11 protein-coding genes are annotated in these 11,945 nt (G+C 72.0%); 6 read left to right on the top strand and 5 right to left on the bottom strand.

The annotated features are described in order from the left end of the window. The first annotated feature begins 505 nt into the window (after positions 1-505). Positions 506-1,966, top strand: coding sequence for an aspartate ammonia-lyase (locus tag HP445_RS02225; protein WP_241660463.1), 1,461 nt, complete (start codon positions 506-508; stop codon positions 1,964-1,966). A gap of 31 nt (positions 1,967-1,997) precedes the next feature. Here the strand turns inward: HP445_RS02225 and HP445_RS02220 are convergent, their stop codons facing one another. Together HP445_RS02220 and HP445_RS02215 are read right to left on the bottom strand one after the other, a co-directional pair. Then, complete coding sequence (locus HP445_RS02220) at positions 1,998-3,083, bottom strand: YihY/virulence factor BrkB family protein (RefSeq protein ID WP_128781323.1); 1,086 nt, start codon at positions 3,081-3,083, stop codon at positions 1,998-2,000. Between the two features lie 191 nt (positions 3,084-3,274). After that, the gene (locus tag HP445_RS02215) at positions 3,275-4,594 is read right to left on the bottom strand and encodes an MFS transporter (RefSeq protein WP_084741172.1); all 1,320 of its coding nucleotides are present in this window, start codon (positions 4,592-4,594) and stop codon (positions 3,275-3,277) included. A 69-nt stretch (positions 4,595-4,663) separates the two neighbouring features. Here HP445_RS02215 and HP445_RS02210 point away from each other — a divergent pair, with 69 nt between their 5' ends. From HP445_RS02210 to HP445_RS02200, 3 genes are all read left to right on the top strand, one after another. Next, positions 4,664-5,035, top strand: a complete 372-nt coding sequence (locus tag HP445_RS02210; protein WP_173035534.1) for an FKBP-type peptidyl-prolyl cis-trans isomerase — start codon at positions 4,664-4,666, stop codon at positions 5,033-5,035. Continuing rightward, the gene (locus tag HP445_RS02205; RefSeq protein WP_128781324.1) at positions 5,035-5,871 is read left to right on the top strand and encodes an aldo/keto reductase; all 837 of its coding nucleotides are present in this window, start codon (positions 5,035-5,037) and stop codon (positions 5,869-5,871) included. Before HP445_RS02210 ends, HP445_RS02205 begins: the two co-directional genes overlap by 1 nt. Before the next feature lie 78 nt (positions 5,872-5,949). Further along, positions 5,950-8,193 carry a HelD family protein gene (locus tag HP445_RS02200; RefSeq protein WP_241660464.1) on the top strand — a complete coding sequence of 748 codons (2,244 nt, stop codon included), beginning with the start codon at positions 5,950-5,952 and terminating at the stop codon, positions 8,191-8,193. Between the two features lie 150 nt (positions 8,194-8,343). On the opposite strand, the gene HP445_RS02195 is transcribed toward HP445_RS02200, so the two are convergent. The 3 genes from HP445_RS02195 to HP445_RS02185 are packed head-to-tail and all read right to left on the bottom strand — an operon-like array spanning position 8,344 to position 10,825. After that, on the bottom strand, positions 8,344-8,613 hold the full coding sequence (locus tag HP445_RS02195; RefSeq protein WP_071405582.1) for a protealysin inhibitor emfourin: 270 nt from the start codon (positions 8,611-8,613) through the stop codon (positions 8,344-8,346). 29 nt (positions 8,614-8,642) lie between these two features. Continuing rightward, positions 8,643-9,692, bottom strand: a complete 1,050-nt coding sequence (locus HP445_RS02190) for a M4 family metallopeptidase (RefSeq protein WP_128781325.1) — start codon at positions 9,690-9,692, stop codon at positions 8,643-8,645. A 56-nt stretch (positions 9,693-9,748) separates the two neighbouring features. After that, on the bottom strand, positions 9,749-10,825 hold the full coding sequence (locus HP445_RS02185; RefSeq protein WP_128781326.1) for a glycoside hydrolase family 6 protein: 1,077 nt from the start codon (positions 10,823-10,825) through the stop codon (positions 9,749-9,751). A gap of 182 nt (positions 10,826-11,007) precedes the next feature. Here HP445_RS02185 and HP445_RS02180 point away from each other — a divergent pair, with 182 nt between their 5' ends. Together HP445_RS02180 and rpsO are read left to right on the top strand one after the other, a co-directional pair. Then, positions 11,008-11,457: a VanZ family protein gene (locus HP445_RS02180; RefSeq protein WP_084741173.1), complete on the top strand. Its 450-nt coding sequence runs from the start codon at positions 11,008-11,010 to the stop codon at positions 11,455-11,457. Between the two features lie 100 nt (positions 11,458-11,557). After that, on the top strand, positions 11,558-11,827 hold the full coding sequence (gene rpsO, locus HP445_RS02175) for a 30S ribosomal protein S15 (protein ID WP_017885935.1): 270 nt from the start codon (positions 11,558-11,560) through the stop codon (positions 11,825-11,827). Positions 11,828-11,945: the final 118 nt, after the last annotated feature.

The raw sequence follows: 11,945 nt of genomic DNA, 5'->3' as shown, positions 1-11,945 counted from the left end.
GTGAGCAGAAGATGTCGAGTCGCCGTCCGTGACCCGACCTCTTCTGCTCACGAAGTGCGCGAGCGGTCGGACGGGAGGCCCGTGGCGGCCTGGCACCGGGCCTCCCGTCCGTCGCGGGCGCGCGGGCGAAATGCCGCCGTGCGTCGCGAAGGCGACCACGCCATTTCGCCCGCTCGCGCGGGCGGCGCGCTTGGCGAGCAGAAGATGTCGCGTCGCCGTGTGGAACCCGACCCTTCTGCTCACGAAGTGCGCGGGCGGACGGACGGGAGGCCCGTGGCGGCCTGGCACCGGGCCTCCAGGCCGTCCCCGGTCGAGTGGGCGAAATGCCAGCGTGCGTTGCCGAGTCGACCGAGGCATTCCGCCCGCTCGCGTGGGCGGGTCGGACGGGAGGCCCGTGGGCGGCACGCCGCCCGCGCCGCCCGCTCCGCACAGCCCCGGCGCGTTCCCGGACCGGCCGGACGGACGGGACTAGCCTCGACGTGTGACCGGCAACGAGGAGGCACCTGTGACGACGACGACGCGGACCGAGAGCGACTCGCTGGGATCACGGGAGGTCCCGAACGACGCGTACTGGGGCATCAACACGTTGCGGGCACTGGAGAACTTCCCGATCACCTCCGTGCCGATCGCCGTGTACCCGGACCTCATCGAGGCGCTCGTCACCGTGAAGCAGGCGGCGGCGCGGGCGAACCGGGCGATCGGTGTCCTCGACGAGGAGCGCGCCGACGCGATCGACCGTGCAGCGCAGGAAGTCCGCGACGGGGCACTCCGCGAGCAGTTCGTCGTCGACGTCGTGCAGGGCGGCGCCGGCACGAGCACGAACATGAACACGAACGAGGTACTCGCGAACCGGGCCCTCGAACTCCTCGGGCGGGAGCGGGGCGACTACGCGTACCTGCACCCGATCGATCACGTGAACCGCAGCCAGTCGACGAACGACACCTACCCGACGAGCATCAAGATCGCGATGATCTTCGGGGTCCGTCGTCTGATCGTGCAGCTCGAGGAACTCTCGGCGGCGTTCGCCGAGCGGGGCCGCGCCTTCGCCGACGTGCTGAAGGTGGGCCGGACGCAGCTGCAGGACGCGGTGCCGATGACCCTCGGGCAGGAGTTCACCGGGTTCTCGCACACGATCCAGGAGGACGCTGACCTGCTCCGCAAGGTGATGCCGCTGCTCGCCGAGATGAACCTCGGCGCGACGGCGATCGGCACCGGGATCACCGCGGATCCGCTCTACCGCGACGAGGTCCGCCGGCAGCTGCAGGAGGCGAGCGGCATCGACGTCGTCACCGCCCCCGACCTCATCGAGGCGACGAGCGACGCCGGTGCGTTCATGACCCTGTCCGGCACGGTGAAGCGCAGCGCCGCCAAGCTCTCGAAGATCTGCAACGACCTGCGGCTGCTGTCGTCCGGCCCGCAGGCGGGTCTCGGCGAGATCACGTTGCCGGCTCGCCAGGCCGGTTCGTCGATCATGCCGGGCAAGGTCAACCCGGTGATCCCCGAGGTCGTGAACCAGATCGCCTACGCGGTCGCCGGGGCCGACACCACCGTGACGATGGCGGCGGAGAGCGGGCAACTCCAGCTCAACGCCTTCGAGCCGATCATCGCCCACTCGATCCTGCAGTCGCTGCAGTGGATGTCCCGCGGCTGCGCGACCCTGCGCGAGCACTGCGTCGTCGGCATCGAGGCGAACGAGGCGAAGCTCGCGGCCCAGGTCGACACGAACGTCGGCGTCGTCACCGCGCTGACGCCGTACATCGGGTACGCGGCCGCGGCGTCGATCGCGCACACGGCGCTGACCACCTCGACGCCGATCTCGACGCTCGTCGTGGCCGCTGGGTTGATGGACGAGGACCAGGTCATGCGCGTGCTCAGCCCGGCACGGCTGTCGGGCATCGAGCTGGCGACGGGTGCGATCCCGATCGTCACCGAGGAGATGCTGGACGCCGAGGCGCGCAAGCGCTGACGCCGCGCGCACACGCAGAAGCGCAGACCCGTCAGGGCAACGGCCGCTCGCCCACCCGCACCTGCTGCGCCATCGCCCGCAGGTGCTCCTCGTTCGGGGTCAGCTCATCGTCCTCGTCCTCGGCCACCCGCGCGGCCTCGGCCCGGACGTGCTGCGCGGCTGCGATGTCCTGGTCCCGCCAGCGCGCGAGCGTGAAGTTCCGCGTGACGTCGCGCAGCGGCAGCCGGATCGACTCGTCCGCCTCGATGCCGGCGAGCAGCTGCCGCATCCGGATCACCTCGGAGTCGAGCTCCCCGCCGACCACGAGCACGAAGTTCGAGATGTACAGGTACACGAGCAGCAGGATCGCGCCACCGAGCCACCCGTAGGCGCGGTTCCCGCCACCGAGGGTCTCCACGTAGAGCGCGAACCCCACCGTGGCGATGGCCCAGGTCACGATCGCGAACGCGGCACCGGCCGACACCCACCGCAGCTGCGGGGTCTTCACGTTCGGCGTCGCGTAGTAGAGCACCGCCACCATCACGACGAGGTCGGCCGCGAGCACCGGCCACTTCACCACGTTCCACACGTCGTCGATCCAGGGCGCCCACCCGAGCTGCCGGATCACGGCCTCGGAGATGGTCGGTGTCCCGAGCAGGATGACGATGGCGACGGCACCGCCGACCATGACGAGCAGCGTGACGAGGAGCATCATGCTGCGGAACTTCCAGATCCGCCGGCCCTCCTCGACCTCGTAGGCGGTGTTCATCGCCCGTCCGAACGCCGTCGCGTAGCCGGACAGCGACCAGAGCGTCAGCACGACGCCGATCGTGAACCCGAGCCACGGGTTGTCCAGGGTCAGCAGCTGCCGGAGCGGCCCCTCGAGGTGCTGGGCGGTCTCCGGCCGCACGATGAACCCGAGGACCTCGACGATGTCGGTCAGGCTGTCGCCCTTGCGGTCGACGATCGACAGCGCCGACACGACCGCCAGCGCGGTCGGGAACACCGTCAGGAGCGCGAAGAACGTCAGCGACGCGGCCGCGTCGACGACGCGGTGCCGGATCACCGAGTGGTAGGTGCGCCGGACGACGGCGCGGACTCCCGTCCGCTGGAGGTCGCGCGATGCGCTGTCCGGCATGTGTCGTACGGTACCCGACACGTGACGGCCTGGAGGCCCGTGGCGGGCCCGCCCCGGGCCTCCCGTCCGCCCTTCGGTCGCGTCGCGAGCTCCTGCAAGACACCGGTGTTCACGCTTTGCACCGCGGAACGCGGGTGTTCGACGTGCGAACACCGGTGTCTTGCGGACCCGCACTCGACCGCGGCCCGCGGTCAGTTGGCGTGGGGGTGCAGGGCGTCGTAGCGGCGGAACGACGGGACCATCCGGAGGAGCAGCGCGACGAGGCCGATGATCAGCACGCCGCCGATGACCGGCGGGTACGCGATGCCGGCCGCGACGACCAGGCCGGCGTACAGGTCGCCGAGCCGTGGGCCGCCCGTGACGACGACGATGAAGATGCCCTGCAGCCGACCGCGCATGCCGTCCGGCGACGCCGCCTGCAGGATCGTGTTCCGGAACACCGAGCTGACGTTGTCCGCACCGCCGGCCATCGCCAGGAACAGCGCCGCGAGCCCGAGCGCCGGCAGGATCTCGACGCCGAACGCCTCACCAGAGCGGCCGCCGAGCACGTGCGCCAGCGCGATGACCACACCGAACGCCGCGATCGCCCCGCCGTACGCCGTGATGGCCCAGCCGACGGCCTCACCCTGGCGTCGGACGTGCCCGAGCGGCCCGGAGAACACGCTCGACAGCAGTGCCCCGATCGCGTACGCGGCGGTCAGGGTGCCGACGGTGATCGACCCACCGCCGATGACGAGCGCGCCGATCGCGGGGAACAGCACACGCGGCTGCCCGAAGGTCATCGCGATGATGTCGAGCACGAACGTCATCGTGATGTTGCGCGACCGCCGCAGGAACTTCGCGCCCTCGATGAGCGAGCCGAGCCCGGGCCGCAGTGCATCGTGGTCGGCGGCCATCCGGGGCAGCGTGAACACCCCGAGGAACGCGAACGTGAACAGCACGACGTCGATCGTGTACGTCGGCGCGAACCCGACGGTCGCGATGAGCACGCCGGCGATCGCCGGTCCTACGGTGACCTGGAACCCGGACGCGATCCCGCCCAGGGCGCTCGCCGCGGGCAGCAGGTCGGTGCCGACGAGCCGGGGGACGATGGCCGAGCGGGAGGCGTTGCTGACGGTGGCGGCCACCGCGTTCACCGTCGCGAGCACGTAGAGCAGTGCGACGCTGTGCAGGTCGAGCCAGGCGTGCGTGGCGATCAGGGCGACGGCGACCCACGCGATGATCGACGACACGAGCGCGACGAGGCGTCGGTCGAAGGCGTCCGCGAGCATGCCGCCGTACAGGCCGGCGACGATCATCGGCACGAGCGCGATGACACCGACCAGGGCCACGGCGAAGGTCGAGCGGGTGATCTCGTAGACCTCGAGCCCGACGGCGACGGTGGTCATCTGGGTGCCGATGCCGGCGATCGCCGTGCCGGCCCAGAGCCGTGCGAAGGCGGGGGAGCGGCGGAGCGGGGTGAGGTCGGCGAGCAGGCGGCGGCGCGGCGGTGCGGGAGTCGATGGTGTCACGGTGGAACCATTCTGCGGGCTGGACGCTCGTTGCGCGTGCCCGGTGCGCGCTCTGGTTGACTGATCCGCATGACTGACCTGAACAGCAAGCCCGAGTTCGACGCCCCCGAGGGCCCCGCCCCCACCGAGCTCGTCATCACCGACATCGTCGAGGGTTCCGGCGAGGAAGCGTCCGCCGGCTCGACCGTCAAGGTCCACTACGCCGGCGTCGAGTACGAGACCGGCGAGGAGTTCGACAGCTCCTGGAACCGCGGCGAGCCCATCGACTTCCCGCTCGCGGCCCTGGTGCGCGGCTGGCAGGAGGGCATCCCCGGCATGAAGGTCGGCGGTCGCCGCAAGCTCGTCGTCCCGCCGGAGCTCGCCTACGGCCCGGCCGGTGGCGGCCACTTCCTGTCCGGCAAGACCCTCATCTTCGTGATCGACCTGCTCGGGGTCCGCTGATGCAGGTCGGTGCCCCGACGATCGAGCTGAACGACGGCCACCGGTTCCCGGAGCTCGGCCTCGGCACCTACGGCCTGAACGGCGACGAGGGCGCGGCGGCGGTCGGCACCGCGATCGCGAGCGGCTACCGGCTGCTGGACACGGCGCTGAACTACGGCAACGAGGACGCCGTCGGCAAGGCGGTCCGTGAGTCCGAGGTGGCGCGCGAGGACCTCGTCGTCACGTCGAAGCTCCCCGGACGGCACCACGGCTACGACGAGGCGCACCGCTCGATCGACGAGACCCTCGGCAACCTAGGGCTCGACCACGTCGACCTGTACCTGATCCACTGGCCGAACCCGTCGGTGGACAAGTTCGTCGACACCTGGAAGGCGTTCGTCGACCTCCGCGACAGCGGCAAGGTCCGCTCGATCGGCGTCTCGAACTTCACGCCGGAGCACCTCCGCCGCATCGTCGACGCCACCGGGGTCGCCCCGGCCGTCAACCAGGTGGAGCTGCACCCGTACTTCCCCCAGGCGGAACTGCGGAAGGTGCACCAGGAGCTCGGCATCGTGACCGAGAGCTGGAGCCCGCTCGCGAAGCGGTCGGAACTGCTCACCGAGCAGCCGATCGTCGACGCCGCCGCGGCGCACGGTGTGGCCCCCGGCCAGGTCGTGCTGCGCTGGCACGTCCAGCTCGGTGCCGTGCCGGTGCCGAAGTCGGGCGACGCCGCCCGCCAGAAGGAGAACCTCGACGTCTTCGGCTTCGAGCTGACCGACGACGAGGTGCAGGCGATCTCCGCGCTCGAGCGCGATCGTCTGTGGGACGGCGACCCGGACACGCACGAAGAGATGTGACTCCGACGCGACCCTTCGGGGACAGCGGGGCTCCCGGTGGGCAGTACACTGGTTCCCCCTCTTCCCGAAGGGTTGCGTGTGTCCGAACCGACCGAGATCGACCGTGAACGCGGCTACGTCGACGGCCTCTTCCGTCGTCTCGACGAGCTGACCGCCGAGGCCGAACAGCGCCTCGCCGAGACCCGCCGACAGGCGGTCGGCGGGAACCACCAGAGCCGCAGCGAGCGCGACGCGTACGCGCGGCTCTACGAGGACACCGTCGCGACGCTCGAGCGGGTGGGGGACCGTCTGGTCTTCGGCCGGCTCGAGGTCGCCGAGCCCGACAACCCCGACGACACCTTCCGCTACATCGGCCGCGTGGGGCTCCGCGACGCCGAGCACCGGCCGCTGCTGCTCGACTGGCGCGTCCCCGGTGCGAGCGCCTTCTACCAGGCCACCGCAGCGCACCCCATGGGCATGCGCTCCCGCCGGCACCTGTCCCTGCAGGGCCGTCGCGTGGTCGGCGTCGAGGACGAGGTGTTCGACGCCTCGCTCTACGACGACGAGCGCACCCACCTGCAGGGCGAGGGGGCGCTGCTCGCCGCGGTGACCGCCGAACGCACCGGCCGGATGACCGACATCGTCGCGACGATCCAGGGTGAGCAGGACCGCATCATCCGCTCCCCGCTCGAGGGCGTGCTCATCGTGCAGGGCGGCCCCGGCACCGGCAAGACCGCCGTGGCGCTGCACCGCGCCGCCTACCTGCTCTACTCCTACCGCGAGCGGCTGCGGGGCTCCGGCGTGCTCATGGTCGGCCCGTCCCCGGCGTTCCTGACCTACATCGAGCAGGTGCTCCCGTCGCTCGGCGAGACCGGTGTCGTGATGGCGTCGCTCGGCTCGCTCTACCCGGGCGTGCACGCGACGACGCACGACACCCGCGACGTCGCCGCCGTGAAGGGCGCCGCGCAGATGGCGTCACTGCTGCGCCGGGCCGTGCGCTCGCGCCAGGTCGTGCCGACCGAGTCGGTCACGCTCGACATCGAGGGCGAGCGGCTCGTCGTGCCGCCGCAGCTCGTCGCCGACGCCATGAAGCGTGCGCAGGACCGCGGCAAGCCGCACAACGCCGCCCGCGTCACGTTCAACAAGACCGCCCTCGACGCGATGACCCGCCTGCTCGCCGAGCAGCTGCGGGAGCGCGGCACCACGGTGGACGAGGCCGACGAGAAGGTCCTGCGCGAGGACATCCGGAGCTCGTACGACGCCCGCGTGCTGCTCAACACCGCGTGGCTGCCGCTGCCGCCGGAGAAGTTCCTCGAGGACCTCTACGCCCGGCCGAACTGGCTCGCCTCGCTCACCCCCGACTGGACCCCGGAGCGCCGCGCCCTGCTGCAGCGCGCCCGCGGGACGGCCTGGACCGTCGAGGACGTCCCCCTGCTCGACGAGGCCGCCGAACTGCTCGGCCCGTTCGACCCGACCGGCGGCGCCGCCAAGCGCGCGGCGAAGGCCAGCCGGAACCGCGACATCGAGAACGCCCGCCAGGCGATCGAGAACATGGGTGTCGAGGGCATCGTCAGCGCCGAGCAGGTCGCCGGCTCGTTCGCCGAGGGCGGCGACCCCCGCTCCACGGCCGAGCGCGCCGCCGATGACCGCGAGTGGACCTACGGGCACATCGTCGTCGACGAGGCGCAGGAGCTCTCGCCGATGCAGTGGCGCGTGCTCGCCCGCCGCAACCCGCTGCGCTCCTTCACGATCGTCGGCGACATGGCGCAGGGTTCCTCGCCCGGTGCCGCACGCACCTGGGACGACGTCATCGGGGCGCTCGCGCGTCGCCGACGCGGCCGTGCGCCGCAGGTGCCGCTCGACCACCGCATCGAGCAGCTCACGGTGAACTACCGCACCCCGCGCTCCATCGTCGAGGCCGCCGGGGCCTTCGCGGACAGCGCCGGCCTCACGGTCACCCGCAACGAGGCCGTTCGAGACGGTGACCCCGTCGAGCGCGTCCGCGTCGCCCGGGCCGACCTGCTCGACACAGTCGTGGCCGTTGCCGACGCCGAGCGTGCCCGGATCGGATCCGGCACCATCGGCGTCATCGTGCCCGAGGCCCAGGTCGACACGGTCCGGCAGCGGCTCGCCCGCACCGAGGCGGACGTCCGGGGCCTCGCCTCGCCGAACGCCGGCTCGCTCACGGTGCTGACGGGTGCGGACGCCAAGGGTCTGGAGTTCGACGGCGTGCTGCTCGTCGACCCGGACGGCGTGGGTGCCGACGCCGCCCGTGCCGCCGCCGCGGTGTACGTCGCGATGACGCGTCCGACCCGTCGCCTGACGGTCATCGACGTCGACTGACGGTCGCGCGCGTGTCCCCGCGCACTTCGTGCGCAGGAACGGTCGGGTCCGTCGGTCCCACGCGACCGTTCCTGCGCACGATCGGTGGGCGGTGGCGTCCACGCGGGGCGGACGGGAGGCCCGGTGCGGGCCCGCCACGGGCCTCCCGGCTCAGGTCGGGTCGCCCTCGGACCGCACCCGCGCGACCAGGTCGGCCCACGGGCCGTCGAGGCGGCGACCAGGGATCGTCACGGTGGTGCGCTCGACGGTGATCGTCCAGCTGAAGTCGTCGGGGACGGGCGCAGCCGTCGGTGCCGGGGTGCGCCGCAGCGCGTCGACGACGTCGGACCATGCCGTGGGGTCGCTGCTCGTGTCGGTGTCGACCCGCCAGCGTCGTGTGGTGCCGGCGAAGCCCCCGGAGCGGCGGACCTCGATGCGCATGGCCCCGACGGTACGCCCGGGTGGCCTGCTCAGTCGAGCACGCCCACCTGCTGCCAGGCCTGACGGACCGCGGTCTGCTCGGCGGAACCGTCCCCGAACCGCCGCCCGGCCGCGTCGACGGTGACGGTGGCGAAGCCCGCGAAGTCGATCGAGGCGGTCACCTCGGCCGACGTCAGGGCGTCCCACCAGACGGCGCCGGCACCCAGCCACGCGGGGCCGCCGATGGCCGTGGCCGCCAGGAAGAACGCGTGGTTCGGGATGCCGGAGTTCGTGTGGACCCCACCGGCGTCGTCCGTGGTGAGGACGAAGCCGGACATGGTCGCCGGCTGCGGGTCCTTCCCGAGCACCGGGTCGTCGTACGCGGTGCCGGGGGCCCGCATCGACCGGAGCGCGTCGCCCTGCACGGCGTCGGTGAACAGCCCCTCGCCGATGAGCCAGCTCGCCTGCTCCGCCGTCTGCCCCGCCGCGTACTGGGCGACCAGGGAGCCGAAGACGTCGCTGATCGACTCGTTGAGGGCGCCCGACTGGCCCTGGTAGGTCAGGTCGGCCGTGTACTGGGTGACGCCGTGCGCGAGCTCGTGGCCGATGACGTCGAGCGCGACGGTGAAGCGGCGGAACACCTCGTCGTCGCCGTCGCCGAACACCATCCGGCGGCCGTCCCAGTAGGCGTTGTCGTAGTCCTGGCCGTAGTGCACGGTCGCGTCGAGGGGGAGCCCGGCACCGTCGATCGACACCCGGTCGAACACCTCGAGCCAGAAGGCGTGCGTGGCGCCGAGGCCCGCGTACGCCTCGTCGACCGCGGCGTCACCGGAGTCGGCGTCACCCTCGCGCCGGACGACGGTGCCGGGCAGCGTCGTGGTGCCGTGCGCGTCGGTGATCGTCCGCTGCGGCGAGCGGTCGACGGCGCCGCTGACGCCGCGCGGTGCGACCAGGTGCTCGTGCTTCGGCGCCTGCACGGCGTCGAGCGAGGCCAGTGCGGTGCGTGCCGCCGAGGCCGCCCGGGGGAACGCGTCGGCACCGGCGACGGCGCGGAGCAGGTAGGGCGGGACGACGGAGCGGATGCGGTCGGTCGCGGTCATGCGCACATGCAACCACCGGGCACCGACACGGCCCTGCGCGGGCTGTCGGGCGGCGGTCAGTCGCGCTTGCGGTGCTCGACGAGGGCCAGCGCGTACGACTCCCACCACTGGCCGGCTGCGGGGCCACCGTTGCAGGTGCCGTCGCTGAGCCCCGGCGTCTTCACCCAGAGCAGGGCGTCGAGTCGGGTGCTGCCGCCGGTGACGTGCGGCTCCTGGCCGAGGCCGGCACCCTCGGGGTTGCACCAGGTGCCCCGCCACCCCTGCCCGTTGCGCGAGACGTCGATGACGAAGTGCGGGTCGCCGCCGATCGCGTCGGCGAGCTCGTCGGCGTACGCGCGCTCCTGGTCGACGCGGTAGAAGTTCGACACGTTCGTGAAGAAGCCCTGCACCTCGTCGACGCCGGCCTGCCGCAGCCAGTCCGCCATGGTCGCGGTCGGCACGCGGTTCTCGTTGCCGCCGTCCAGGTACACGGTGAGCCCGTGGCCGGTCAGCGCGTCGACGGCCTTCCGCAGCAGGGGCAGGCGTTCGTCGCGCAGCCGCTCGCAGTTCTGGATCTGGGCGATCGAGTCGGGTTCGACGAGCACGACGGCGTGCGAACCGGCCATCGCACGGACGGCGGACCGGACCCACGGCAGGTAGGCGTCGTCCTCTGTGCCGCCCTTCGAGTAGCTGCCGCAGTCACGGTCCGGGATGTTGTAGAGGACGAACACGGGGGTGCCCCCACGTTCCTCCGCCGTGCTGACCACCGACCGGATCGTCGAGCGGGTCTCGGCCCGCGAGGTGTTCGTCAGCCAGGTCGCGATCGGCTGGTCGGCGATCACCGCGATCTGCTCGGCGGTCTCGGCGTCGCCCTCGGCCCGGGCCTGGCGCTCGCGGAGGCCGGCCTGGTTCACGGCGGTCGGCTGGCGCGCGAGCCCGCCCGGGAACGCCTCGGCCGCGGACTTCCGCTCGGCGACGCTGCGGCCGCTCGGGGTACGGTCGCCGTCCGGCTGGCCGCCGTTCCACGGGCCGACGACCACGAGGGTCGTGACGACCGCGGCGACGACGACGGCCGCAGCGGCGATCCACCCCCACTGCCGCAGGCCGCCGGTGCGGTTGCGGCGTGGGGTGCTGGGTGCCTCGTGCTCCGGCATGCTGCGGTGCTCCTGATCTGACCGTGCGGTGTCGGTGGTGCGGGCACCGATCGCGCCCGGACCCATGCTGACAGGTGCGGGGGAGTCCTGACCAGCGCCGATCCGCGATCGCCCAGGTGTCGTACCGACGGCTGACAGGAGCGCTCCAGCGACCGCGCAGGACCGTGCAGCACACTGTGCGGATGTTCCGTCGACTCCTCCTCCTCGCCCTGACCGCGGGCTACGCCTGGGTGATCTGGCGGATGACGCTGACCCCGCAGGTCTTCACCTCGGCCCAGAACTCCCTCGTGCTGCACGCGATCGCCTGGGTGCAGCAGCTGCCGCACGGTGCCTGGTTCACGTACGAGCGCACCGAGTTCCTCGCCAACATCGCGATGTTCGTGCCCGTGGGGATGCTCGCGGCGCTGTGGTTGCCCCGGCGCTGGTGGATCCTCGGCGCGCTCGTCGCGGTCGCGCTGTCGACCGGCATCGAGTTCGCGCAGGCCACCTACCTCCCGTACCGCGTCGCGGACCCGCGCGACGTGCTGTCGAACGGCCTCGGCGGACTGCTCGGCGCGACGCTGGTCGGACTCGTCCGCAGCCTGTTGCCGGAGCGTCGTCGTCGACGCCGTCTGCACCCCAGGACCGCCTAGGACTCTGGTAGTCTTGTGCGGTTGCCGTCGAACGGCCGCGGACAAAGAGCGCTCGTGCATCAGGCACGGGCACCGCGCAACGGACAGGAAGGGGATCACCATGGCACTTGACGCACAGGTCAAGCAGGAGATCATCGAAGAGTACGCGACCCACCCGGGCGACACCGGATCCCCCGAGGTCCAGGTCGCCGTTCTGACGCGTCGTATCAACGACCTGAACGAGCACCTCAAGGAGCACAAGCACGACCACCACTCGCGTCGTGGCCTGCTCCTCATGGTCGGTCAGCGTCGCCGTCTCCTCGGCTACCTCTCCGACGTCGACATCGCCCGCTACCGCACGCTCATCGAGCGCCTCGGCCTGCGTCGCTAGTCGACCGACACACGCTTGACCGAACGCCCCGGACCTCTTCGAGAGGACCGGGGCGTTCTTCGTTCCGCGGGGCGTTCGGCGCTCGGCGGGGCCCCGCCCCGACCGCGCTCCGTCCTCG

Source organism: Curtobacterium flaccumfaciens, assembly GCF_013359815.1.
Taxonomy (GTDB): domain Bacteria; phylum Actinomycetota; class Actinomycetes; order Actinomycetales; family Microbacteriaceae; genus Curtobacterium; species Curtobacterium flaccumfaciens.
Note: the sequence above shows the minus strand (reverse complement) of the source record. Positions and strands in the feature narration are given on the sequence as shown.

Bases quoted from the DNA above. Each gene is read 5' to 3' on its own strand.
- HP445_RS02220 (WP_128781323.1), bottom strand. From the start codon at position 3,083: ATGCCGGACAGCGCATCGCGCGACCTCCAGCGGACGGGAGTCCGCGCC.
- HP445_RS02210 (WP_173035534.1), top strand. From the start codon at position 4,664: ATGACTGACCTGAACAGCAAGCCCGAGTTCGACGCCCCCGAGGGCCCC.
- HP445_RS02205 (WP_128781324.1), top strand. From the start codon at position 5,035: ATGCAGGTCGGTGCCCCGACGATCGAGCTGAACGACGGCCACCGGTTC.
- HP445_RS02195 (WP_071405582.1), bottom strand. From the start codon at position 8,613: ATGCGCATCGAGGTCCGCCGCTCCGGGGGCTTCGCCGGCACCACACGA.
- HP445_RS02190 (WP_128781325.1), bottom strand. From the start codon at position 9,692: ATGACCGCGACCGACCGCATCCGCTCCGTCGTCCCGCCCTACCTGCTC.
- HP445_RS02185 (WP_128781326.1), bottom strand. From the start codon at position 10,825: ATGCCGGAGCACGAGGCACCCAGCACCCCACGCCGCAACCGCACCGGC.
- HP445_RS02180 (WP_084741173.1), top strand. From the start codon at position 11,008: ATGTTCCGTCGACTCCTCCTCCTCGCCCTGACCGCGGGCTACGCCTGG.
- rpsO (WP_017885935.1), top strand. From the start codon at position 11,558: ATGGCACTTGACGCACAGGTCAAGCAGGAGATCATCGAAGAGTACGCG.